Raw genomic sequence first — 24,584 nt, forward strand, 5'->3', positions numbered from 1 at the left:
ATATATCAAATAGTTTGCCAAAATCACTTTTAAATATTAATTCAATGTTAATGTTTTGTTAATTTTAATGTTTAACCCATGTTGTAATAGCAGGAACGGCATCGGGGCTCATAACTTTCTTTTTCTCCTAATAAAACCTGCTTATCATTATCCGTTAAACGATAAGAATAATTAGCAGGAGCACCGCACCGGACACATACAGCATGCACTTTTGTCACGTGTTCTGCTACAGCCATGAGGGCAGGGATAGGACCGAAGGGTTTTCCTTTAAAATCCATATCCAATCCTGCCACAATGACACGTAATCCTTTGTTTGCTAACTGTACACATACATTGGGCAATTCATCATCAAAAAACTGGGCTTCATCTATTCCTACAACACGGGTATCAGCACTTAGTAATAAGATCGCTGAAGAGTTAGAAACCGGAGTAGAGGAGATGCTATTCTGGTCATGTGACACTACCCGCTGTTCATCATACCGGATGTCTACAGAAGGCTTAAAAATCTCCACATTCAGTTTTGCAAACTGCGCTCTTTTAAGTCTTCTGATCAGTTCTTCTGTTTTACCGGAAAACATCGATCCGCAGATCACCTCAATACTTCCGTAGGTCGCTCTTCGCGCTCCAAAATTATGTTCAGAAAATAACATCTCTTAAAAAAATATGTGTCGAAATTATAAAATATAAGGGCTTGAAAAACGTTAGAATATTGACGTTTAACCGATATTACAGGACGCTAATATCGAAATAAAATGTTAGATTTGACATAGTCAATTAGAGAGTCTTTCCGAAATTGGTAATTATCAATTACTTGAATTTCTAATTGTTCATTCCTTAGTTTGTATAACAACATAACAGAAAAAATATCAGGATGGCAGCTACAAAACAAGACATCTTCGCTAAAATCGGCGATTTACTTTTAGAACTAAATGATCAATATGCTACTTGCAGTGAGCATGAAAACTGTGACTTGATTGAAATTTCACTGTTAGAAGCCAAAGCCAGATTCCTGGCAGATCATATTAATATTTTAAAAACGTTAAACCTGCAGGTGACTGCCGCAAACAACCAGCAGCCGGTACAGGAAGTGACTGATACCTACAAAGTCAATCCGGAGGTAGAGAAAGTTCCTTTTGAAACATATTTTACACCTTCTTCCCAGGTCGAAAAGGAGGAAGTAGATGAGCAGCCTGTACATGAAGAGATTGTCGAAGATATACCGGAGACAACTAACACGATGCAGGAGGAATCATCGATACAGGAAGAAACAATTGAAGAATATACCGAGGCGAATGAGACGGAGCACTATCATAATGATAATGCTGACGAGGCAGAAGAGGAAACAGTACAACACAGTGAACTGGAAGCAATCGTAGCCGATAAGGCAGAAGAGCAGCCTGTAAAGGAAAACATTCGTTTTGAAACACCGGTTTCTTTTTCCCAACCGGAATCCGCTCCCGTTCAGCCGGAACCTGTTACAACAACGCCCGCACAACAGCCGGAGCCTGTTAATGAGCAGCCTGTAGCAGCACCTGTAGTAAATACTGTTGTTATTGAAGAAAAGGCAATTGTAGTAGAAGAGTCTGTAGAGGAAAAACCTTCCAGACCATTGACGCTGAACGAGCTGATCTCTCAACAGAAAAAAGCCGGATTAGGACAAGGTAATATTTTTCAGACTTCACAAAATGGTACGGAAAGAGTCAGTGACCTGAAAGCTGCGGTAAGTCTTAATGATAAACTGTTATTTATCAAAGACTTATTTAACGGGTACAGTCTGGCTTACAGCGAAGCTATAGAATTATTAAACAGATTTGATAATCTGGCAGAAGCGGATGCATTTTTGCAAACAAACTATGCCTTGAAAAATGGCTGGAGTGATAAACCGCAGACAGTAGAAAAATTGTACGCTATACTCCGTAAGAAGTTTATTTAAAGAACTAACGGGATTATATAAAACAATAACAGGCATTCCATCCGGAATGCCTGTTATTGTTTTATCCGAGATCAAAGTTGACCCAGTCAATGCCCTGATGACCGAAAATAAAATATTTGGGCTGGATGATCTCTGCCAGTATTTCCAGTTCCAGTAAATAATCCTTACCCGGTACATTTGCGAAATCATCTTTTTTGATAATATATATTTTATTATTCTTAATAGCAGGAATACTGCTCCATTCTTCCTGTTGAATAAACTGGGGCAATTGTCCGTATAGTAAGAATTCGTCCTGCTTGATAAGGAGAATATCAGCATCCTTATATTCCTGAATCTCTAGTGGTACTCCACCTGCAATACGAATGCTCTCAGTTGTCAGGGCAGACTGAAGAGGGGAGGCCGGGTCTATATTTTCAAGTAATAGTACTTTTGGACGTGTCTCTGTCGGTATAAATTTTAGCTTGTGAACCAATATATCTACCTCTTCTTCCAGCTCTTCTGCAAGATTACTGGCGGGCGTATGCATATGTGTAAATCGTTCAATGAACAATTTGAGGTCTTCAAAGGAAGCGATATCTTGTGCGGATTGTACGAGTGCAGGCTCAATGCTGATTTGTTGCAGATTTAATTTTTCTACCAATTCATCAATCAGTTCGTTTTTATATTCAAGCATGCTGCAAAGGTAATAAGGATCAGGATAACTACCTAATTCCATTGGTTTGACAGAAGTAAATTTGTTATTTCAGCGCTGTATTTTGTAAATTGCATCTTCAAAACAGCTAAATAAATACATAAAGATATGTTTGATAAACTTTTCGAAGCCCAACAAAAGGCACAGGAGATTAAAAAGAGACTGGATAATATTTCTGTTTTCGGTGAAGCAGAGGGTGGTGTGATCAAAGTGGTGGCCACGGCAAATAAAGAAATCAGAGAGATCACTATTGATTCTGTTTTTCTGGATAATGCAGACAAGGAAGAGTTGGAGGAACTGTTGATTGTCGCACTAAATAAGGCTCTTGTACAAGCCGAAAATGTCAGTCAGTCCGAAATGCAGGCTTCTGCTCAGGATATGCTGGGTGGTTTTGGCGGATTGGGTAATTTGTTCAATAAATAAAACGGGACGCTATATGAAAGTTACTTATTACGGTCAATCCTGTGTGTTATTCGACTTTGACGGACATCAGGTTTTATTAGATCCTTTTATTACGTATAATCCGATTGCGGAGCATGTGGATGTCAATGCGCTTAATCCTGAATACATATTTGTCAGTCACGCACATCAGGATCATGTCGCTGACCTGCTGACGGTACAAAAAAACAGCAATGCTATCGTTGCTACAGTCGTTGAAACTGCAGCATGGGTTAGAAAACAAGGTGTTGCGGATGATAAAGTTATGGAATTCAATCTCGGAGGCACTATTGAGACGACTTTTGGAAAAGTCAAAATGGTGATCGCTATTCATACCAACAGTACACCGGACGGAGCATATGGCGGCTGGCCAGTAGGTTATGTGTTTTTCGTCGGCGACAAAAAAATCTATTTTGCCGGAGATACAGCGTTAACCTATGATATGAAATTGTTGGAAGATCTGCAACTGGACTGGGCTTTCTTACCTATCGGAGGCCATTATACTATGGATGTGGAGGATGCTGTAAAAGCAGCTCAATTTATTAACTGTAAACGTATTGTCGGTATTCATTATAATACATTCCCTCCGATAACGATTGATGTGGAAGAAGCTAAGCGTAAGTTTAGTGACGCAGGATTGCAATTGTCTTTGCCGGGAATAGGAGAGACAATAACACTTTAGTACAGGATTGGGAAATGAACCAAAGTGTATAACATAAAAAAACCGGAAAATCATTTTTCCGGTTTTTTTATGCTTAATTCTTATTTTTTTGCTGCACGGTTCATGTGGAACTGTACCAGATCATCGATTGGCGAACGAAGGATTTTTCCTACTTTCATTCCATAGTGACCAGCTTTTTCTTCCAGTACATTGCGGAAATTGTAACCTACAGAACCGATACAATTGAATGTATAGCTCTGGTAGTTTGGATACTTACTTACCAGGTTGCTGAAGAAAGCCTCGAAAGAGTCCTCTACAATTTTGCGGGTATATTGAATATTGACATTATTGTCATATACGAATTTGCTGAAACTTGCGCAGAAACGGTTAGCTAACGGCTTAGTGTATACGCTGTCCATGATTTCATCAGGTAACAGCTTATAGGTTTCATAAAATACTTTCTTTACATCTGCAGGCATAAGATCACGGATATAATCTATCAGCAATTTTTTACCGATGTAGCTTCCGCTTCCCTCATCTCCTAATATATAGGCACCTGAGTCAATGTTTTTTGTAATCTCTTCACCATCATATATACAGCTGTTGGTACCTGTACCTAGAATAGCTGCAAAACCAGATTCTGTACCTAATAGTGCTCTTGCTGCTGCAAGCAGATCGTGACCAACTTCAACTTTAGAATTTGGGAAAACCTGCTTAATCGCATTGACTACGATTTGTGCTTTCTCCTGATTGTGAACTCCTGCTCCGTAATAGTTTACTTCAGAGATTTTATCAAATGGTAAGTCAAGAGGAAGTCCTTTTTTTAATGAATTAACGATGTATTCACTATCCACAAAGTATGGATTGTATCCTTCAGTATTAAAGTAAATTTTCTTGTTGGAATCATCTAACAAACACCAGTTTGTCTTGGTAGATCCTCCGTCAGCAATTATAATCATTATGTATGAAGTTAATTTGTGTTTATATTGTTTGTTTGTTGTTTCTTGTACTAAAATGATATGTTTATCTCTCCGAAAATACGTTTTTTATGCATAAAACAATAATATTTAGATTGTTTATTTTGAATAATAATGAGTCGGTCATTACTTTTTAATAAAAAACGCCGCTTACAGTGCTGTAAACGGCGTTTGTGAATTTCGTCACAATTTTATTCAATAGTGTACTAAATACAATTAGTCATTCAGTTTTTACTGAATTAGTGACCTCCTTCAGCTTCTATTTCATCAATATTGATTCCTTGTTTCTTTAAGAATCCTCTTACCATAATGGCAAAGATGACAATATAAACGAAACCGAAAAGTGGTAATATATACGAATTGTGGATACCGATAATGTCTGCTAATTTCCCCTGAATAGGAGGGATAACACCACCACCCAGGATCATCATTACTAGGAATGCTGATCCCTGAGCTGTATATTTGCCTAATCCAACGATGGATAGACTGAAAATAGAAGACCACATAATAGAACATGCAAGTCCACCTGCAAGGAAAGCGTAGATTGCTACAACACCTGAAGTCAGGAGACCTGTCAGCATTGCGCCGATTCCGAATAATCCGAAGATAATCAAGGTACGAACCGGTTTTTCTTTACTCAGGAAGAAGGCTATGATCTGAATAGCAATACATACCGCGTAGAAGTAAAGATGTGACATCTCAAATCCTGCTAATGTATTGACCCCTATAATCACAGAGAATGCTATAAACGGAACAATAATCAATAATAATTGCTTGGTAGATTTTGCCAGTTTAAATGCACTGATTGCTCCTGCCCATCGTCCGATCATCATACTGCCCCAGTACATAGATACATAAGGTGTGATTTGTGAGGACTGCAGACTTCCGAATTCTTTCAGCGTCAATAACTCTCCCAGATTACTTCCGATTGCAACTTCTACACCTACATATAAGAATAAGGCTAACATTCCCAATACTAACTGAGGGTATTTCATTGCTCCCCAACCTTCTGCATTTTTCTTAGCACTCAGATTAGAGTATAATAAACCTCCTACTACCACTATAAATGCACCAGCCAGCCACATCATTCTTGTTTTTTCAAGAGGATGCGATATTTCAGCGATTTGTGCCTTTAACTGGTCGATAGCAGAGGAATCTGTCAATGTTTTAAGTTGTTCACGCAGAGCTTCAAGCTGAATGGCTTCATCGCTTTTGTAGCTTAAGAATACAGGCGCAAACATAGCAAATAACAAGATGGTCATGATGATGAGCGTCGTCAATGCCTTGCTTGCTTTTTCCATTGGCTCATCACTGATACCTGCAGGTACCTTTTTAGAGAAATGGAATAATGCTGCCGCCAGAACAAATAATAAGCCTACACCTATATATAGGATGATGACTTTGTCTAAGGGAAGGTTAGCGATCTCACTGTCAGAGATCGTTTCGAATGTTCCGAAAAGTGCAAATCCAATAACCAGAGGACCGATTGTAGTTCCGAAAGAGTTGATTCCTCCTCCAAGATTGACACGCGAAGACCCGGTTTTAGGATCGCCCAACAGGACAGCAAACGGGTTGGCTGCGGTTTGTTGTAGGGAAAAACCCAAAGCAACCGTAAACAGCCCCAGTAACATTCCTACATACAAGTTGACTTCCACCGCAATGATCATCGCCCCTGCACCGAGTGCAGAAAAAAGAAGACCATAGACAATACTTTTCTTGTACCCCCAATGGCCAACCAGATCTTTTCCTTTTACGGTGCTGAAAATAAACAACAACAAGGCTCCAATGTAATAGGCCGTGTAAAAAGCAAAGTCAATGAGCTGAGATTGAAATTGATCTAAATGGAAATAGTTTTTACAAAAAGGAATGAAAACACTGTTTCCAGCAGCAATGAAACCCCAGAAAAAGAATACCACTACCAACGTATAAAGGGCAGGGTAATTAGTTTTAATTTCGTTTTCTTTCATGAAAGGTGATTTTAAATAAGACAGCTAACATACAAAGAATTCAAAACAAATCTCCATAATTTAACCAAAAAAGTTACGTTAAAGTATTTAGTAAAACGATTTACTTAACAAAAGACTCTTGTAATTTTGTTTTTTTTACAATTTTTCTTTGAAATTAGAATACTTATGTTTTTCTTTGTGGCTGTTCTCAAAAATTATTCGTTTCTGGCCTGAAAGAATTCACTTAGTTCTGGAAGCCAAGCATTTTAACAGATACGGCATAAGTTGAAATTGTTAAAACTAAATGAATAGTTTTCATGTTAAGTAAAAAATCCTATATCTTATAATACATATAAAAATTAATGGATGTTAATGAATTGAATGCAAAGCTCGTTTCCGAATTGCGCGAGATTGCCAAAGCTATTGGTATAGAAGATGCCGATAAATTAAGAAAGCAGGAACTCATTGATAGAATTATCCAGACCGGAGATGAAAACAATGCCGAAGCTGCCTCTTCAGAGCCTTCTTCTATCCAAGATGATGCATCTGAAAGACCAAGACGCCGTACCCGCACTGTAAAAACAGAGCCTGTGACGATCAGAAGAAGATCTGATGACGATGTTGATACTCAAGAACATCCTGAGAAAACGACAGAAGCAACAGAAGAAACAAAGGTTGCAGCCGCTCCTAAAGCTGCTCCGGTAAAAACAGAAGCTGCTGTTGTACCTACAGATTTTGATAATGTGATCGTAAATGAAGGTGTACTTGAAATTATGCCTGACGGATACGGTTTCTTACGCTCCTCTGATTATAACTACTTAACTTCTCCAGACGATATATATGTTTCCCAATCTCAGATCAAACTTTTTGGTTTGAAAACGGGTGATACTGTCCGGGGTAGTATACGTCCTCCGAAAGAAGGTGAAAAATATTTCCCGTTAGTACGGGTGGAGGCTATCAACGGCCAGAACCCTGCTGAAGTGCGGGACCGTGTGCCGTTTGATTACCTGACTCCATTGTTTCCGACCGAACGTTTGAACCTGAATATGGGCGCGAATAATTATTCAACCCGTATTATGGATCTGTTTACACCGATTGGTAAAGGTCAACGCGGACTTATTGTCGCTCAGCCTAAAACAGGTAAAACAAACTTATTGAAAGAAGTAGCAAATGCAATTGCCAAAAATCACCCTGAAGTATACCTTATTATTCTTTTGATTGATGAGCGTCCGGAAGAGGTGACAGATATGGCAAGAAGTGTACGTGCAGAAGTGGTTGCTTCTACATTTGATGAGCCGGCTGACCGTCACGTTAAGATTGCAAATATTGTATTGGAAAAGGCTAAACGTATGGTCGAGTGCGGACATGATGTGGTAATCCTGCTGGATTCAATCACCCGTCTGGCGCGTGCTTATAATACTGTAGCTCCTGCATCGGGTAAGATTTTGTCCGGTGGTGTGGATGCAAATGCTTTACACAAACCAAAACGTTTCTTTGGTGCTGCCCGTAATATTGAAAACGGTGGTTCATTGACGATTCTGGCAACAGCACTTACTGAAACCGGATCTAAAATGGATGAAGTTATCTTTGAAGAATTTAAAGGTACGGGTAACATGGAATTACAATTGGATCGCAAATTGGCCAACAAACGTGTCTTCCCTGCTATTGACCTTACAGCGTCGAGCACACGTCGTGACGATCTGTTGTCTGATAAAGATACTTTACAGCGTGTCTGGGTGTTACGTAATCACCTTGCGGACATGAACTCCAATGAAGCAATGGAATTCCTGCTTGCTCAGATGAGAGGTACGATGTCCAATGAAGAGTTTTTGATCAGTATGAATGGGTAAAACCATTTAAAATGTATAATTTTAAGCCATCTTTGAAGATTACGATCTTTCAGAGATGGCTTTTTTAGTTATTTACTACATGAAAAAATACATTCCGAATACGTTGACCTGCCTGAATCTTTTTAGTGGATGTGTAGGTGTCCTGTTTGCTCTTAAGGGAGAATTTCAATATACCTTTTACTGTGTGTTGTTTTCCGGAATATGTGATTTTTTTGATGGTATGGCTGCGAGAGCTTTGCATGTCAAGTCCACTATCGGCAAAGAGTTAGATTCTCTGGCGGACATGATTAGTTTTGGTTTCTTGCCGGGAGCTGTGATCTACTTTTTATTAAAGGAAATCAATACGGAAATGTCTTTGCTGCCTTATCTGGCATTTGTGATGACGGTATTTTCAGGATTAAGATTGGCAAAATTTAATGTGGATGAGCGTCAGTCTACCGATTTTATCGGTCTTAATACACCAATGAATACCTTTTATATTATTTCTTTGCCTTTTATTGCGCAAATCTATCCGGAGATCATTATGAATAATGTATTCCTTTTGATTACAGTGGCGGTATCCAGTACGCTGTTAGTCTCCGAACTGCGGCTTTTCTCCATGAAATTATCTTCTTTAAGCTGGAAAGTTAACCAGTTTAAATATCTGTTTCTGATTCTGAGTGTCGTGTTGCTGGCCTTACTGAAGTTCCTCGCAATCCCTTTTATTCTTTTAGCCTATATTGTATTTTCTATTATTCACTTCCGTACGATACAGCAGGATAAAGGCTAACCAAGAGAGTTGAGATAGTGTTGCAATTCCTGATATAAATCCTGTAATTGCCTTTCCAGTATAGCAAATTCATCTTTTATCAGATCTATATCTGCCTGCTCTTTGGCTAAGGATTCTATCGTGATGATTCTGTCTTTTAAGGCAAATGCTCCTATATATTCCATTGTTGGCTTGATATGGTGTGCCTTACTTGCTATTTCATTCAGATTGTTATTTCTTATTGCAATTCTTAAAGCTTCTTCATCCAGTGGGGTCTGAGCCAAATAAAGTGTTATAAACTCACGTATAATATCACTGTTGTCCATCATCGTAGACGAGATTAAACTTGGATCAATTAGGTTATACATATTCTATTTATTTAAGGATGTTAACAGATAAGGAGTCTTTGCTGTTTTCAAATAATACTAAATTAGTTTTATGCAATACAGGGTGTTCAAAATCTGCTGCAATCTCGGCTAAAGGAGCCAGTACAAAGTTTCTTTCCTGAATGTAGGGGTGAGGGATTGTCAGGTTTTCCTGATTTATACAACTGTTATTGTAATACAGGATATCGATATCAATCAGGCGTGCCCCCCATTTTTCATGACGTACTCTACCCAGATTGGTTTCGATCTGTTGCGTTTGTTTCAAGAGGTCATCCGGAGAAAGCATAGTCTCCACTTTTATTACCTGATTTATAAAATTCGGCTGATCCTCAAGGCCCCATGCTTCACTTTCGTACAGGCCGGATGCCTTTGTCAGCCTGCCGATGTGATGCTCAATCTGTATGCGCGCTTCTGCCAGCTGTTCAAGAGGTTTTCCAAGGTTGGCTCCCAATAGCAGATATGTCTGGTTCATTTATAAAACTATATTTTGATTTACTTGTATAATATATTGTATTAAATAATTTATTGATTTACATTTATGACAGCTTACAAAAGTTAATTCAAATTATATACGCACACACATGAAATCATTTTTAAAATATGTACTGGCGACTATTACCGGTATTGTCATTGCAACGGTTATTCTTTTTATTGTCATTGCCGGGATAATAGGATCTTTGATCAGCAGCGCATCTACAGATGCTGCTCCGGTTGTTGCCGATAATTCTGTTCTTTATATTACGTTGAATCATGAAATAAAAGAACGGAGTGAAACAAATCCGCTTGAAGGTGTCGACATTCCGGGATTTGGTACTACGAAAACCCTTGGACTGGACGACATTCTGGAACGTATTCAATCCGCAAAGAGTGATAGCAAAATTAAGGGAATTTATTTGAATATATCAGGTGTAAATACAGGTTTTGCAACTTTACAGGAAATACGTGATGCGCTGATAGATTTTAAAGCTTCCAAGAAATTTATTGTATCCTATAGTGAAGGATATACACAGAAGGCCTATTATCTGGCTTCTGTTGCGGACAAGATTTATTTAAATCCCGAAGGGAGTCTTGATTTTCGGGGATTAAGTACTTCGATCATGTTTATGAAAGATGCCTTGGATAAACTGGGGGTAGATATGCAGGTTGTCAAAGTCGGTACATATAAGAGTGCTGTGGAACCGTTTATGTTAAACGGGATGAGTCAGCCCAACCGTCTTCAGGTCGAATCTTATTTAGGGAGTTTGTATGCCACATTTCTGGACAACGTGTCTGCGAGCCGTAAGATTCCGGCAGACTCTTTACGTTCTATAGCAGACCGGTATGCTGTACGTGATGCAGAAGATGCAGTCCGTTTGAAGCTGGTAGATGCAGTGTTGTATAAAGATGAATTGATAGATGAGGTAAAGAAAAGATTAAATATCAAAGATAAGAAGAAGGATTTTTCAACGGTTTCTATTCTTGATTACCGTGCTAATTCCACTACTTCTGAGGGCGAAGGACGTGTCGCTGTGTTGTATGCTGAAGGCGATATTGTGTCGGGGGAAGGTGAAAGCGGTCAGATCGCTTCGGATAAGGTTTCACGTGAATTACGTAAACTGCGGGAAGATGACCGTGTGAAGGCGGTGGTTTTTCGTGTGAATTCGCCCGGAGGAAGTGCACTGGCATCAGATGTTATCTGGAGAGAGGTGATTCTGACTAAAAAAGTAAAGCCTATCATTGTTTCTATGGGTGATTATGCAGCTTCGGGAGGCTATTATATCTCGGCAGCAGCAGATTCCATCTTTGCAGAAAGGAATACAATTACCGGATCTATAGGTGTATTCGGACTTATTCCTAACTTCAAAGGATTGCTGAATGATAAACTGGGGATTCATTTTGATGGTGTAAAAACAGGGGCCTATGCTGACCTGATGTCTGCTCCTGATCGTCCATTGACAGCCGAAGAGCGAAATATTATCCAGCTGGAAGTGAATAAGACCTATGGTTCATTTACAAAAAAAGTAGCTGAAGGACGTAAACTGTCAGTAGCAAATGTAGATAGTATCGGACAAGGCAGGGTGTGGACGGGTGAACAGGCCGTTGAGATCGGACTGGTGGATCGTATTGGAAGCATTGGTGATGCGATCCGTTCTGCCGCCAAGATGGCAAAATTAAAGGATTATAAAGTAGTTAAATACCCTTCACTTAAAGATCCGTTCTCCTCTATCCTGTCGACATCCAAAGAGAAGATCAGTGTCTGGTATATGAAAGATCAGCTGGGTGATCAATATAGATACATTCAGGAACTGAAATCAGTAACCCAACAATCGGGTATTATGGCCAAATTGCCGTATTCGATTGAGGTTCACTAATATTTTGATAAAAAGGGAGTGTATTTTTTTAAGAAACACTCCCTTTTTTATATATTTATTCCCTCAACTTGAATCAAACAGATTCGACGCTCAAAATTTAAGTTTTAAAAATATCATGAAAACGATTGACGATTTGAATTTCTCAGGCAAAAAAGCCTTAATCCGTGTAGATTTTAACGTCCCTTTGGACGATCAATTTAATATTACAGATGATAACCGTATCCAGGGTGCAGCTCCAACGATCAAAAAAATATTAAAAGATGGTGGATCTGTGATCTTAATGTCTCATTTGGGAAGACCAAAAGACGGACCTACAGATAAGTATTCCTTAAAACATATTGTTTCCCATCTTTCTAAGGTATTAGGAGTGGATGTACAGTTTGCTGCGGATTGTATTGGACAGGAAGCCGTAGATAAAGCTGCTTCTTTGCAGGCAGGAGAGGTTTTGTTATTGGAAAATCTTCGTTTTTATAAAGAAGAGGAAAAAGGGGATGTTGCTTTTGCAGAAAAGTTATCCAAACTGGGTGACGTATATGTAAATGATGCTTTCGGAACAGCACACCGTGCACATGCTTCAACAGCTGTTATTGCTCAATTCTTCCCTGGTAATAAATATTTCGGATATCTGATGGCTGCTGAAGTGCAGAATGCTGAGAAAGTATTGAACCATCCGGAGCGTCCTTTTACAGCTATCATGGGCGGAGCAAAAGTATCTGATAAACTGGAATTGATTGAAGCGTTATTGGAGAAGGTGGATAATCTGATTATAGGTGGTGGTATGGCCTATACTTTTGTGAAAGCAAAAGGTGGCGAAATCGGTCAGTCACTGGTGGAACTGGATAAACTGGATCTGGCTAATCATCTGGTGAAAAAAGCAGAAGAAAAAGGTGTCAATCTGGTACTTCCTACAGACAGCCAGATAGCAGACAGATTTGCTAATGATGCAGAAGTGTACGATGGGCCAAATGATCAAATACCTGCAGATAAAATGGGATTGGATATCGGTAAAGAGTCCGGAGAACATTTTGCGGAAATTATCTCTGCTTCTAAAACTATTTTGTGGAATGGGCCTATGGGTGTATTTGAAATGGATACTTTCGCTAAAGGGACCAAAGCTGTTGCTGATGCAGTTGTAGCAGCAACAGAAAGAGGCGCATTCTCCCTGATTGGTGGTGGTGATTCGGCTGCTGCGGTATCTAAATTCAAAATGACAGAGCATGTAAGCTATGTGAGTACGGGTGGTGGTGCTTTGCTAGAATATATGGAAGGAAAAGAACTTCCAGGTGTAAAAGCTATTAACGAATAATAAGGTTTTTATAATACAATATATATTAAAGGCCTGTCTGATAAAGACGGGCCTTTGGTATTATATGGAGAGTATAGATAAATTTAATAGGTATATCCTAGACTAAAAGCTGTGACTACCTTTTGTCTTGCTGTAGGATCATTGATATAGGTAAATTTGACGCCGCAATCAAAATCAGGCAGGACATACCGCAGGAAGTTGACATCAGCAGATAAGTTTAATCCGAATGTTTTGGGAGCAACGCTTCTGTTGTGAACATTCTGATAATCTGCGAAAAATCCACCTTTAAATCTTTTTATATAAGCTAATCCGCCGATAGTCCAGTCAGGATACGCTATCGGAAACCGGTAGTTGAAAAGTAAAGTGTTCGTGACGCGTGGTGAATTGAAGAATCCATAACCACTTACTGTAGGGATGTCCATACTGTATTGATATACATTCGTCGCTTTCTGGACCCCGAATCTGACTTGAAACCCATGGTTGGAGACTAATCCCGGGAAGTAAAAATTGCTTCTGAAAGACAGCAGGGTGCCGCTCACAGCATTCTCAAAAGGAGAATGGCGGTAGGTTACACTAAAGTTTTGTCCCCATTTGGGAGCAAGATCCATTCTGCCCTGCATGGCATTTCTGTTGAAATAGGCCTGATAACTGAGTGGAAACTTTAATTCTCTTCTGAAATTGGGGATATTCTGCAGACTGGGATTATACCTGTTCTGATAATATGTAGCTAAATTGAATCCAAAACTGTACACCTGATTGTGCCGGTATACGGACCATGGAAGACTCATCTGGGCAGTTACCAGGTGCTCCTGCCAGTCAAAGGATACAGAGCTGTCTGGCTTATTTATAAACGATGCCCGGCCAATCTGTCCTTTATTTTCATATCGGATCGTGAATTTTGGGAAATACTTCTGATATTGTATCTGTGCAGAATAAATCCCCTTATCCAGATCGGTGTCGTACTCGTATCCTAAGCTGATCTTAGTTGTGTTAAGCAGATTGTTGGAAATCCAGAAAATTCCCGGCTTGTAGTTGTCAAAACTTGAAAAATCAGTGCTGCTGATGGTTAAACTATGGAAGTTGACCGCTCTTTTTATTCCGGTATATGGCTTGATTTCGAATGCTGTTGTATCATATAATGCTTCGTTTACAGGAATTCTGGCCAGCGAAGGTTTGTAATAATGAATAAACCGATCGGGAGTTTGCCGGATATCTTTTGCCTGTATGCTGTTCAATGAAATTTGGGCCAGTTTGTACCCGTCTACTGCATAATCATTGAAGAATAACTGATTGGTTTTGCTGTCCACATAGGGTGAAAATGCACCGAACTGTGCATTTGTCAATGCAGAAATTTGTTTGTCGGATCTTGTGTACAGATAGATATTATCTGTCCCATTATAGTGGGCTTTAAATATAACGTCATTTTGGCTATATACAGGGCGTTCAAGTTGCTGGTTATCCCAATCTGTCAGTTCGCTCCAGATATTGTCTTTAAGGCTGTATTCTAAAAGGCAAGTTCCTTTCTCACTCACCCCGATCATCACAATTTTGTCTCCTGAAGCATCGAACTGAGGTTGTTGGAGGTGAATGTTATGAAGAGAAGCGACTGTTTTTATCACTTGACCAGTCTCACTATCCAGTATTACAACAGTTGCTTCATTAGTCATATTTACGTCTATACATACAATCTGATCTCCAGAATAGCTTAGCGCAGGTGTATAATAGCGCGTTTTTGTCGTCAGTGTTTTTGTCTTTTTTGTGTTCAGATTGTGAATGTTGATGACGTTATAGCTGCGCTTGACATACCTTGCATCTCTTCTGTATTCATCCCAGACAAGCAAATTACCCTTCAGATCGAAGTAGGGCATTAGCTGAATTCCGAGGTTTAAAATAGTCTTTTGGGAACCAGACAGGGTATCGATCTTCACGATTTGAGAAACATTTTGAGGGGATTGGTAGAGGCTGTACAACTGTCCGTTTTGGTCAGTCTGGGGAAGCATCCAGTGCTGAGGGTATCTGGATTTTTGAGTTTTTAAATGAGCATAGCTGGTCGGTTGAATTTGATTTTCCTGATTTTTCCAGTAGTATTCAAGCTCTTTTATTGTGCTTTTAAACAGTCGGGACCCGGTCATATTCGTGTGTTTTTTTAGGGCCTTGTTAAAGCTGTAAGGTCGTAGCAGATGATTTCTGATGTCGGTCAGCATCTTTTGCTGAATGTCTTCGCCGAAATCATTTTTCATCTTGGTTGCCATGAAATATCCAATGGTATAATAAGAGGGTACGATGTCCTTAAATGATCCTAATGTATATTTCTCATAGCTGTATTTTTTGCCTTCCAGTATATTTGTGCGTATAGGCATTTCCCATGAAGGGAGCCTTCCACGGCCACCTTCAGAGAGTACAGTTTCTGTATATACAGCGTCTCCTTCGAAGTACCAGCTTGGCAGGTGGAGACCGTATAAAGCTAAGCCCAATTGCTCGAAAAGAGGTGCCCGGAAAGTGCCTGTCAAATTGTCAAACTGAAGCACATGCCGGGACTCGTGCAAGGCGAGGTTATCCAGCCAGGATTGGTTCGATGCAATACCTGAAGGTGTTGCATACAACTCTGATTTTCTGGGCGCGAGTTGCACATAACCATTCTGATCAAGAGTGTTTGTCTGAAGAATAAATGAAATTTTCCGGGGCTTGCGTTTGAAATCCTGTCCTACGCGATGGATGATTCTGGTTAGCTGATGAGATAGGGTAGAGGCCTGCTTGTGGAATTCATGAGGGAAAATCAACTGGAAATCTTTGGTGCTGATCTGCTCCCATTTTATACCAGGAGGAGCCTGCGTGTCATCAAAAATCTGTGCTGATGATACAAGTGGATATATAATTGATATAATTAATATTAAAAATCTGTTTTTCATTGTTTTATGATTAACAAAAGTGGTTAATTATTGAATTGCTAATATTTTTAGTTGAAATAGCGTGTTTTATATACTTTCATTATTTATATTGTATAGTTTAATAGATTGAATTTTAATTATTTATAATAATGTTTAAAACACGCTAAATAATGATTTTTTATATGTATTTGTGCTTTCAAAGTTCCTTTTTATCTTATAGATTTCAGGATGTGGATACTGTAAAATACAGATTGCTAATGTACATTTTCTTTTGCTAATTTCTAATAGTAATTAAGGATTTGATATTCGACCTTGTACAGGATTTGAAAAATAACAGATGCTTAGTTTTCTTCCCTCCGGCGATGAAGGTTCTGAATCTATACTTTTCGTTTGAGTAGAGATGCAGACGGGAGATACCAGTAAAAGTCTGTACTGAGTGGTCGCATTATAGTGTCTGTATTTTAAAGAGCACTCGTATTCAGGATGGAAGCAGATGTTATGGAAATTGTTGTTTTTATTTTAGTGACATTTTGGCATTTTTGTTATTTTATGAATAAGCCTTCACTTCAAAAAAATGCAGCAGATAAAGTGAGGATTAAGTACAAAATACAGATTGGTTGTCTGTTCTTAAAGTCACTGTTTCTTTTCGGAAAATTAGTGTTTAAACAATTATTTTTAGAGATGTTATTTTAGGTTATAATATTCCATCAAAAAAAACGATTTTTGCAGAACTAAAATAGTTACCCGAATGTAAAATTCAAAAATAAAGTAAGGCCCGATATGGAGAATTTGGAAATGCAGGTGGAACGCGTAGAGCAACTTTTCGAGTCGCAAAACTTGGAGGAGCTTGCCGAATATTTGAACGAACTGAACATCTCAGATGTTGAAGAGTTAATAGATGAATTGCCCGAACACGCTGCCCTTTTTCTAGAGGTCCTTAGTTTGAATCGCGCAGTAAATGTATTCCGGATTTTAGACTTTCCCACTCAAGAGAGAGTCTTCAAAAAACTTTCCCCATCGAAAGTTCGTGAGATTATAAATGAGATGCCTCCGGATGACCGGACTTCGTTCTTCAGTGAGCTGAAAGGTGATGTGGTAAAACAGCTGATTATCATGCTTACTCCGCAAGAGCGGAAAGAGGCACTCTCGTTACTTGGTTATCCCGAAGATAGTGTGGGACGTCTGATGACACCTGATTACATCACGGTAAAAGAGTACTGGAATATGGCCAGGGTGCTGGATCACATCCGTCGGTATGGGAATGCATCGGAGACTATTGATGTGCTGTATGTCATTGATGGAAACGGTAAGCTGATCGATGACCTTCGGATCCGGGATGTCCTCATTGCAAAGGAGGATGCTGTAGTAGGTGATCTGATTGACAACAGACTGATTTCATTAAAAGCGAATGATCCGCAGGAAGAAGCGGTCACTGTATTCCGTATGAACAATCGTGTGGCACTCCCTGTTGTCGATGATCAGGATATCATGTTGGGGATTGTGACGATAGATGATATTCTTTGGGTGGCAAATGAAGAATATACAGAAGATATGCAGCGTTTCGGGGGAACAGAGGCCCTTGACGAGCCTTATCTTGACGTAGCCATCTCTCATCTGGTAAAGAAACGGGCCGGCTGGTTGGTGATTCTTTTTCTGGGGCAATTACTGACCGCAACAGTTATTGAGCATTTTGAGGCGCAATTGGCGACCGTCATTGCATTATTTGCGTTGGTGCCGCTTATTATGTCCAGCGGTGGTAATAGCGGCTCACAGGCTTCGACGTTGATTATTCAGGCCATGGCTCTCGGAGAGGTGACATTGTCGGATTGGTGGCGTGTAATGAAAAGAGAGTTTTTGTCCGGATTATTTCTCGGGCTTATTCTCGGGACGCTGGGTTTTATCCGTATCGCTACCTGGCAGAGTTTTTCGCATGCCTACGGCGATCATTGGGCAATCATAGGGGTAGTCGTGAGTCTTTCATTAGTCTGTGTCGTGTTATGGGGTTCTCTTACAGGGTCGATGCTTCCGTTTTTGCTGAAAAAACTGGGCGCAGATCCGGCAAGCTCTTCAGCACCTTTTGTATCGACATTGGTCGATGTAACCGGCCTTTTGATCTACTTTACTTTCGTTACCTTATTGTTGAGCGAAGTCCATCTGTAAAAGATGAAAATTATTTCGCTTGAAAGCGAGGTAGTTGATATATAAAATGAAAAAATATTTGCACGTTTCAGATAAACTTCCGATACTTGCATCACTTTAAAGGGAAGCCAATAAAGTAACGGTCATTCCTGAATAGCTCAGCTGGTTAGAGCATCTGACTGTTAATCAGAGGGTCGCTGGTTCGAGCCCAGCTTCAGGAGCAAATGGAACAAAGCCTTTCAGTGTAAAACTGAAAGGCTTTGTTATTTTCTGTTGTTCCCACCCATGATTTGGAAATTTCAGATCGTGTTGGATTCAAAAGTTGTATGCCTTGAGTGTTTCTTTGCTCATGCCACGCAGACATATGCATTCAGAAATCTTTTATTGTCTGCTTTCTGTTTGCAGACATACCCACAGATATATTTCTGAATTGGAAGAAGGGTTTTTACAGCTATAGCTTCTTCCGAAATATGAAAGTATTCTGATGGCTTATCTCTTCTACTTTATCTCCATTTTAAAAGATGATGCATTTGTTTTCATTGTGAAGTTACTCACGCCAAGGAAAACTATAACCGTTTTATTCCAAAATAAAAATATTCATCTAAGTCTGATATTTGATGAAATAAGCTATTTGTTGTAGTATTTAATTTACATAACATTTAAATGTTAAAAAATGTGAAAATTACGCAAACGTTTGAGTTTGCAAAGACAAACGTTTGCATAGACAAGCATTAAAAAACGCATGATCTGGTCGGTTTCTAAAATGTAGCATTATTACTACCTTGGCCGAAACATGTGGTTTACATGTAGCTAACTAAATCCATATTATGATTATTAAGATTTTCGAACTTTTTAGAAGGTCAGGACCTTTAGTGTTGACTTTGCTATTTTCTGCCTACTTTCATTACGGTGTTGCGCAAACAGGCGTTTCTGGTAAGGTAACTTCCGGGACAACAGCTTTAGCCGGCGTAACAGTAAATGTAAAGTCTAATCCCAAAACAGCTGCAGGAACTGATATGAACGGTCAATATAGCATTAATGCCGGACCATCTGATGTTCTCGTCTTCAAGTTAATAGGGCATAATCCTGTAGAAGTCTCTGTAAACGGAAGAAGCCGTATCGATGTGATTATGGAAGAATCTTCTGATGAATTAAGTGAGGTTGTAGTTACAGGCTATACGACCATTAATCGTAAAAAAGCTACGGGCTCTATAGCTTCCATTACATCCAAAGATATTGAGAATTTACCTGCTGCCAGTATTGATATCTTATTGCAAGGAAAGCTTCCTGGTGTCAATGTGCAGAACTTCACCGGTCAACCCGGTGTTAAGACTTCTCTGGTTATACGTGGAAATACCAAGATTTCAAATTCTACAGAAGGTTTTAATACAGATGACCTGTATAGTAATCCTCTCTACGTTATTGATGGGATACCGGTATCTGATGACGAAGTGAGGGCATTTAATACGACCGGAACCAATTATCTGGCGAGTTTAAATCCCAATGATATTGAATCTGTCGACGTTTTGAAAGATGCATCAGCTGCAGCATTATATGGTTCACGGGCTGCAAATGGTGTAATACTTATCAAGACTAAGAGAGGTTCCTCCGGAAAACCACGTCTGAGTGTGAACACTTACCATGGTTATATTTCAACGCCAAGTAAAGTGGGTACATTAATTGGTGCAGCAGAAAGACGTAAAAAGCTGGATCTGATTTATCAGTATGCAAGTGATACACAACTGAAAAATGGTTTACCACAGATGCTAACGGACAGCTTAAACCCGTCTTTTAACAACAGTAATGATTATCAGGATTTATTTTACCAGTCCGGAAAGGTTCACAATGCAGATATTGCAATTTCGGGTGGAAACGAGAATTTGAATTACCGGGTCAGCGGAGGATATTACGATGAAAAAGGGGTGGTACTTAATACAGGACTGAAACGCTATTCATTTACTTCTAATATTCTATTCAAAATCAATAAAGACCTGGAATTGCTAACCAATTTAAGAGCTTCCACCTCCCGCCGGTTTGATGGAAAAGGAAGCACGGATTTTAGTAAAGTAAACAACTACCGCGATATTTTTACCGTTAGTCCTGTAAATATGCCTTCTTCTTTACTGCAACTAACGCAGAAAGATCTTAACAGCATTCTTAATCCGTATGAATATCAGCGTGATGATAATGTAGATGTGAGTCTCAATGGTGTTGGAGAATTGCGCTATACTTTCCTGAGAGATTTCCGGATCAGTACTCGTAATATCATCAGTTATTCGACAGCCAAAAATGATTTTGCTTCACCTTCTGAAATAAACAGCGACGGTTTAGCTGTTGCTAAATCAAGTTATTCACAATACAAAAAATATGTATTGACAAATAACCTGATGTGGAACAGAACATTTGAAGATAAGCACGCATTCAGTGTAAACTTGATTCAGGAATTTGAAACCCGGAGAAATGAATCTATGTTCCTGTTAGGACGCGGTATTCCAAGTGACAATATTCAGGTGGTCAAAGGTGTACAGGGCACTAATCTGCAGGGAAATACTAACTTGTCTACTTATTCCAAGCTTTCGTTTTTAGGAGCATTGCATTACGATTATAAGAGCAAGTATCTTTTTGATGCCGTATGGCGTGCAGATGCTTCTTCCCGTTTTGGTAAAAATAATAAATGGGGATATTTCCCGTCTTTAGCCGGAGGTTGGTTATTGTCTGAAGAAGAATTTGTGCAGGATCTGGGTTGGGTGAATGAACTGAAGCTGAGAGCCAGCTGGGGGCGTACCGGAGACGAAAGTTCTATTACTGATTATGACCGTTACAATGCATACTTAGCCGGCAATGGACGCTATCCCGGATCAGAAGCTCCTTCTTACGGCGGAGTAGCATCGGTTATTCCAAACTATAATGGGATTACTAATGATGATATCACGTGGCAGGAATCAAATGAGTGGAATCTCGGATTGGATGCTTATTTATTGAATAACCGTATCAATCTGAATGTGGATGTGTACAAACGTGAAACCACAGGACAAATGCTTCGTATTTTGTTTCCGGAATATACCGGATACGACAATACATTTACGAATGCGGCAGGTGTCAGAAATACCGGGTTAGAAATCAACTTACTTGGAAAGGTCTTTAGCCAGTCCAGCGCTTTTCAATGGAATCCTTCCATCAATATTTCCATAAACAGAAATATGGTTACCCAGCTTCCTAATGGAAACAGAGATTTGTACTACGGGTCTGCTGTATATGTTGTAGGCATGCCATTAAACATGTATTATGGTTATTTAGTTAATGGAGCTATTTCTTCTCAGCAAGATATCATTACGAATCCATACACTGGTGCTGTAGGTTCTACCAAATGGGGGACTTTGAAACCAGGTTACCCGAATTGGGTAGATGTCAATGGTGATTATAAAATTTCTGACAATATTGGTGAAAATGATATGACCTTCTATGGTAATGCCAATCCAAAAGTAACAGGTGGTCTGACCAACTTTTTCAGCTATAAAGACTTTACGCTTCAGGTGTTGACGACTTTTACATTCGGACGTGATATTATGAACAGGACTTTTGCACAAAGAATGTCAAATGGCTTTTTCTATGGCAACCCTGAGGATTTTGCCAAAGCTTCTATCGTCGATCTGAATGCTTACGACTTCTGGCAAAGAGAAGGCGATCAGGCGAAATATCCTGCAGCCAATCCATACATGGGCTTATATGTATGGAGAACCGGACAATCTATGTTTATGGAACCGGGATGGTACATCCGTATCCGCAATATCAGCTTAGCGTATAATTTCAAACCGGCAAATCACGAGTGGATGCAAAGACTTAAGTTGAACTCCTTCAGGTTGTATGGGAATATGGATAATGTTGCTTTATTCCAGAAGTTTTCAGGAATCGATGCAGAGCGTGTGGACGGGCAGGGAAATGATTACGGAGACGGTTATCCGATTCCTAAAAAATTCACTTTAGGCCTTCAGTTTGACTTTTAATAAATATTGCCATGAAAAGACTTTTAAAATTATATAGCACTAAATATACAATCCTTACTATGCTCGCAGCTGTGGTGTCACTTAGCTCTTGTGAAAAGGATCTGGAGAATAAACTTCGTAATGATACGTATGCAGATACTTATTGGAAGAATGAACGGGAAGCCAACAGCGCGTTAGCAGGTACTTATTCGCTTTTTCGTAAAGCACATGTAACCAATCAGGCATTTTTTATCTGGGGAGATGGTCCGATAGGTATTATGACTTCAAAAGAAAGTACCAACTATACGGGCATCTATACCGGAGGCAATTTTGTTACACCATACCGTGAAGAAGGTGTGCACAACTGGAAAAACTGGTATCGGATCGTAGACGCTTCCAGTGCGGCTATTGAGAATATTCCAAAGATCCCCGATGATCAGTTTGAGCCCGGCCGTAAAAGTTATCTGTTAGGGGAAGCGTATTTTCTACGTGCGCTGGCTTATTTCTATATGACTAGGGTATGGGGAGATCTTCCTTTACAAACAGAGGCTACGACAACGGCAGGACAGGGAGTGTTAAAAGGGCGTACTTCTACAGAGGAAATCCTCAAGTTTATAATGACTGATGCCCAAAAAGCCTCTTCTTTGTTAACCTGGGAAGGCATAAATACCGAAGGCAGGAGAAGAGCGAGTAAGGCCGCTGCTCTGGCATTGCTGGCGCATACTACTGCATGGGAAAATGATTATGCAAAGACAATTCTTTATACCGATTCAATTATCAACCGTGCGGATTATTTTGCGTTGCAAGGCCGCGATGCTATTCGCGATGTATTTAAAGATGCCACAGCACGTGAAAATATTTTTGTCATTACCAATAAAGATGCAGAAAATGAATCCAGTGCTTTTAGTCAGGCATTAGGAACGGATAATAATAACAGTTGCTCGGTAGGTTTCCTGACAGTCAGTTCTGATATCATCCGGAATATGCCATATGCTGTGCCTACCTATTTTGGTGAAACACCAAAACTGGATTTACTTTATGAAGTAGTGGCCAATCCTAACGATATCCGCAGAACTCAGTTTTTCAGATCTACCAATACACCAGATGTCAACTCCCTGATGAAGTATTCAGATGTTGTTTATAAAAATCCGGCATCAAGTTCTGATCCGAGAACAGAAAGTAATATGGTTATCTTCCGACTGGCGGATATGATTCTGTTAAAAGCGGAGGCACTGGAAGCTACAAGCAGACCGGGAGAAGCTTTGATCGAGATGAATAAAGTCCGGGCACGTGCCGGTGCAAATCCTGTCTCCTCTACAATAAACCTGAAACGTACTATCCTGCAGGAAAGACAGCGGGAGTTGGTAGGTGAGGGGCAAAATTACTTTGATATTGTCCGCAATATTCGCATATCAGGGAATTTTACCTTGGTGAGTCTTCTAACTTCATGGTCAATGGACAGAACACGGTTTGAACAAAAAGGCTACCTTTTCCCGATTCACAACAGCAATATTAATACAAACAGACTGATTACGCAGAATCCATATTGGATGGGTCGCTACTAAACGCTAAATAAAAAACTCATGAAAACGAATATTATCCTCATATTATGTACCCTTTGTCTATTTGCGGTCTCCTGCAAGAAAGATCCCGTAGTCGACGGAGGTATACATCAGGCTAAGGTCAATATGACTACTTATGACTTTTTGAAGTCACATCCCCGGAGTATGTTTGATACCACTATTCTGATTGTAGATAAAGCAGGGCTTAAAGACCTTGTGAATAGCCGTGGTACTTTCTTTGTGCCTAACGATTATTCTATTGCTAACTTTCTGGCTCTGAAACAGGCTGAAGTACGCAAGAAAGATGAACGTCTCAACTATACGTTAGATTCCCTGTTTAAATACTTTACACCACAAATGTTAAAGGATTCTATAGGTATGTATTTTATTCCCGAAAGACAGGTGAGCTGGCCGGATTTGGCACAGACCTGGACTGAATATCAGACTTCCGTGTCTAATCTTACCTTATGGGCAAATCTTGAAAGTCTGGATGGGTATAACGGAAGCGGTATATTCTCTGAAAAACCTAAGGTAGTCTACCTGAATAAAATAGTAGGTGAAAAAGACCTTTTTGTCAATGGCCGCTATGAAGATCCGACTAAAGATCCTAAAAAGTTGGATTTACGTTCAGTCTGTCAGACATCCGGTATAGAAACAACAACAGGGATTGTCCATGTGCTTGCTAACACACATACCTGGACTTTTAAAACATCTAATTAATGCCA

At 39.6% G+C, this 24,584-nt stretch carries 18 protein-coding genes and 1 tRNA gene; 12 read left to right on the forward strand and 7 right to left on the reverse strand.

Annotated elements, in window-relative coordinates:
- Positions 1 to 71 precede the first annotated feature (71 nt).
- Positions 72 to 650, reverse strand: coding sequence for a thymidine kinase (locus I6J03_RS14190; RefSeq protein ID WP_201693751.1), 579 nt, complete (start codon positions 648 to 650; stop codon positions 72 to 74).
- A gap of 221 nt (positions 651 to 871) precedes the next feature.
- Here I6J03_RS14190 and I6J03_RS14195 point away from each other — a divergent pair, with 221 nt between their 5' ends.
- Positions 872 to 1,933 (forward strand): hypothetical protein, encoded by a 1,062-nt coding sequence (locus tag I6J03_RS14195; protein ID WP_003005326.1) that lies wholly within the window; start codon positions 872 to 874, stop codon positions 1,931 to 1,933.
- A gap of 61 nt (positions 1,934 to 1,994) precedes the next feature.
- Here the strand turns inward: I6J03_RS14195 and I6J03_RS14200 are convergent, their stop codons facing one another.
- Positions 1,995 to 2,648, reverse strand: a complete 654-nt coding sequence (locus I6J03_RS14200) for a substrate-binding domain-containing protein (protein ID WP_232279654.1) — start codon at positions 2,646 to 2,648, stop codon at positions 1,995 to 1,997.
- A gap of 84 nt (positions 2,649 to 2,732) precedes the next feature.
- On the opposite strand from I6J03_RS14200, the gene I6J03_RS14205 reads away from it, so the two are divergent.
- Together I6J03_RS14205 and I6J03_RS14210 are read left to right on the forward strand one after the other, a co-directional pair.
- Positions 2,733 to 3,047, forward strand: coding sequence for a YbaB/EbfC family nucleoid-associated protein (locus I6J03_RS14205; protein ID WP_201693752.1), 315 nt, complete (start codon positions 2,733 to 2,735; stop codon positions 3,045 to 3,047).
- A gap of 13 nt (positions 3,048 to 3,060) precedes the next feature.
- Positions 3,061 to 3,744, forward strand: a complete 684-nt coding sequence (locus tag I6J03_RS14210; RefSeq protein WP_003005317.1) for a metal-dependent hydrolase — start codon at positions 3,061 to 3,063, stop codon at positions 3,742 to 3,744.
- Positions 3,745 to 3,824: 80 nt separating this feature from the next.
- On the opposite strand, the gene I6J03_RS14215 is transcribed toward I6J03_RS14210, so the two are convergent.
- Both I6J03_RS14215 and I6J03_RS14220 read right to left on the reverse strand, forming a co-directional pair.
- On the reverse strand, positions 3,825 to 4,682 hold the full coding sequence (locus I6J03_RS14215; protein ID WP_115169626.1) for an N-acetylglucosamine kinase: 858 nt from the start codon (positions 4,680 to 4,682) through the stop codon (positions 3,825 to 3,827).
- 257 nt (positions 4,683 to 4,939) lie between these two features.
- Entirely contained in the window at positions 4,940 to 6,667 is a 1,728-nt protein-coding gene (locus I6J03_RS14220) for an MFS transporter (RefSeq protein WP_003005311.1), read from the reverse strand.
- Between the two features lie 341 nt (positions 6,668 to 7,008).
- On the opposite strand from I6J03_RS14220, the gene rho reads away from it, so the two are divergent.
- Positions 7,009 to 8,496 (forward strand): transcription termination factor Rho, encoded by a 1,488-nt coding sequence (gene rho, locus I6J03_RS14225; protein ID WP_003005308.1) that lies wholly within the window; start codon positions 7,009 to 7,011, stop codon positions 8,494 to 8,496.
- 79 nt (positions 8,497 to 8,575) lie between these two features.
- Positions 8,576 to 9,265, forward strand: coding sequence for a CDP-alcohol phosphatidyltransferase family protein (locus I6J03_RS14230; protein ID WP_232279653.1), 690 nt, complete (start codon positions 8,576 to 8,578; stop codon positions 9,263 to 9,265).
- Here I6J03_RS14230 and I6J03_RS14235 read toward each other — a convergent pair.
- Entirely contained in the window at positions 9,262 to 9,612 is a 351-nt protein-coding gene (locus I6J03_RS14235; RefSeq protein ID WP_232279652.1) for an Hpt domain-containing protein, read from the reverse strand. The genes I6J03_RS14230 and I6J03_RS14235 overlap by 4 nt on opposite strands.
- Positions 9,613 to 9,619: 7 nt before the next feature.
- On the reverse strand, positions 9,620 to 10,102 hold the full coding sequence (gene folK, locus I6J03_RS14240; RefSeq protein WP_003005300.1) for a 2-amino-4-hydroxy-6-hydroxymethyldihydropteridine diphosphokinase: 483 nt from the start codon (positions 10,100 to 10,102) through the stop codon (positions 9,620 to 9,622).
- A 109-nt stretch (positions 10,103 to 10,211) separates the two neighbouring features.
- On the opposite strand from folK, the gene sppA reads away from it, so the two are divergent.
- Positions 10,212 to 11,981 carry a signal peptide peptidase SppA gene (sppA, locus tag I6J03_RS14245; protein WP_201693753.1) on the forward strand — a complete coding sequence of 590 codons (1,770 nt, stop codon included), beginning with the start codon at positions 10,212 to 10,214 and terminating at the stop codon, positions 11,979 to 11,981.
- 115 nt (positions 11,982 to 12,096) lie between these two features.
- Positions 12,097 to 13,287: a phosphoglycerate kinase gene (locus I6J03_RS14250; RefSeq protein WP_003005291.1), complete on the forward strand. Its 1,191-nt coding sequence runs from the start codon at positions 12,097 to 12,099 to the stop codon at positions 13,285 to 13,287.
- Between the two features lie 83 nt (positions 13,288 to 13,370).
- On the opposite strand, the gene I6J03_RS14255 is transcribed toward I6J03_RS14250, so the two are convergent.
- Positions 13,371 to 16,196: a hypothetical protein gene (locus I6J03_RS14255; RefSeq protein ID WP_201693754.1), complete on the reverse strand. Its 2,826-nt coding sequence runs from the start codon at positions 16,194 to 16,196 to the stop codon at positions 13,371 to 13,373.
- A gap of 759 nt (positions 16,197 to 16,955) precedes the next feature.
- Between I6J03_RS14255 and mgtE the strand changes: the two genes are divergently transcribed.
- From mgtE to I6J03_RS14280, 5 genes are all read left to right on the forward strand, one after another.
- Entirely contained in the window at positions 16,956 to 18,335 is a 1,380-nt protein-coding gene (mgtE, locus tag I6J03_RS14260) for a magnesium transporter (RefSeq protein ID WP_003005279.1), read from the forward strand.
- 126 nt (positions 18,336 to 18,461) lie between these two features.
- Positions 18,462 to 18,535 (forward strand) — tRNA-Asn (locus tag I6J03_RS14265).
- A gap of 606 nt (positions 18,536 to 19,141) precedes the next feature.
- The gene (locus I6J03_RS14270) at positions 19,142 to 22,318 is read left to right on the forward strand and encodes a SusC/RagA family TonB-linked outer membrane protein (RefSeq protein WP_003005276.1); all 3,177 of its coding nucleotides are present in this window, start codon (positions 19,142 to 19,144) and stop codon (positions 22,316 to 22,318) included.
- An 11-nt stretch (positions 22,319 to 22,329) separates the two neighbouring features.
- A complete protein-coding gene (locus tag I6J03_RS14275) occupies positions 22,330 to 23,862 on the forward strand; it encodes a RagB/SusD family nutrient uptake outer membrane protein (RefSeq protein ID WP_003005272.1) in 1,533 nt (510 codons plus the stop codon).
- 18 nt (positions 23,863 to 23,880) lie between these two features.
- Positions 23,881 to 24,579 carry a hypothetical protein gene (locus tag I6J03_RS14280; protein ID WP_003005269.1) on the forward strand — a complete coding sequence of 233 codons (699 nt, stop codon included), beginning with the start codon at positions 23,881 to 23,883 and terminating at the stop codon, positions 24,577 to 24,579.
- Positions 24,580 to 24,584: the final 5 nt, after the last annotated feature.

This window comes from Sphingobacterium spiritivorum (genome assembly GCF_016724845.1).
Lineage (GTDB): Bacteria > Bacteroidota > Bacteroidia > Sphingobacteriales > Sphingobacteriaceae > Sphingobacterium > Sphingobacterium spiritivorum_A.

What these genes read in the sequence shown, in the direction of transcription:
- I6J03_RS14205 (WP_201693752.1), top strand. Translation starts at nt 2,733, where the DNA reads ATGTTTGATAAACTTTTCGAAGCCCAACAAAAGGCACAGGAGATTAAA.
- mgtE (WP_003005279.1), top strand. Translation starts at nt 16,956, where the DNA reads ATGGAGAATTTGGAAATGCAGGTGGAACGCGTAGAGCAACTTTTCGAG.
- rho (WP_003005308.1), top strand. Translation starts at nt 7,009, where the DNA reads ATGGATGTTAATGAATTGAATGCAAAGCTCGTTTCCGAATTGCGCGAG.
- I6J03_RS14235 (WP_232279652.1), bottom strand. Translation starts at nt 9,612, where the DNA reads ATGTATAACCTAATTGATCCAAGTTTAATCTCGTCTACGATGATGGAC.
- I6J03_RS14270 (WP_003005276.1), top strand. Translation starts at nt 19,142, where the DNA reads ATGATTATTAAGATTTTCGAACTTTTTAGAAGGTCAGGACCTTTAGTG.
- I6J03_RS14190 (WP_201693751.1), bottom strand. Translation starts at nt 650, where the DNA reads ATGTTATTTTCTGAACATAATTTTGGAGCGCGAAGAGCGACCTACGGA.
- I6J03_RS14275 (WP_003005272.1), top strand. Translation starts at nt 22,330, where the DNA reads ATGAAAAGACTTTTAAAATTATATAGCACTAAATATACAATCCTTACT.
- I6J03_RS14220 (WP_003005311.1), bottom strand. Translation starts at nt 6,667, where the DNA reads ATGAAAGAAAACGAAATTAAAACTAATTACCCTGCCCTTTATACGTTG.
- I6J03_RS14210 (WP_003005317.1), top strand. Translation starts at nt 3,061, where the DNA reads ATGAAAGTTACTTATTACGGTCAATCCTGTGTGTTATTCGACTTTGAC.
- I6J03_RS14215 (WP_115169626.1), bottom strand. Translation starts at nt 4,682, where the DNA reads ATGATTATAATTGCTGACGGAGGATCTACCAAGACAAACTGGTGTTTG.
- I6J03_RS14250 (WP_003005291.1), top strand. Translation starts at nt 12,097, where the DNA reads ATGAAAACGATTGACGATTTGAATTTCTCAGGCAAAAAAGCCTTAATC.
- folK (WP_003005300.1), bottom strand. Translation starts at nt 10,102, where the DNA reads ATGAACCAGACATATCTGCTATTGGGAGCCAACCTTGGAAAACCTCTT.
- I6J03_RS14195 (WP_003005326.1), top strand. Translation starts at nt 872, where the DNA reads ATGGCAGCTACAAAACAAGACATCTTCGCTAAAATCGGCGATTTACTT.
- I6J03_RS14255 (WP_201693754.1), bottom strand. Translation starts at nt 16,196, where the DNA reads ATGAAAAACAGATTTTTAATATTAATTATATCAATTATATATCCACTT.
- I6J03_RS14200 (WP_232279654.1), bottom strand. Translation starts at nt 2,648, where the DNA reads ATGGAATTAGGTAGTTATCCTGATCCTTATTACCTTTGCAGCATGCTT.
- I6J03_RS14280 (WP_003005269.1), top strand. Translation starts at nt 23,881, where the DNA reads ATGAAAACGAATATTATCCTCATATTATGTACCCTTTGTCTATTTGCG.
- I6J03_RS14230 (WP_232279653.1), top strand. Translation starts at nt 8,576, where the DNA reads ATGAAAAAATACATTCCGAATACGTTGACCTGCCTGAATCTTTTTAGT.
- sppA (WP_201693753.1), top strand. Translation starts at nt 10,212, where the DNA reads ATGAAATCATTTTTAAAATATGTACTGGCGACTATTACCGGTATTGTC.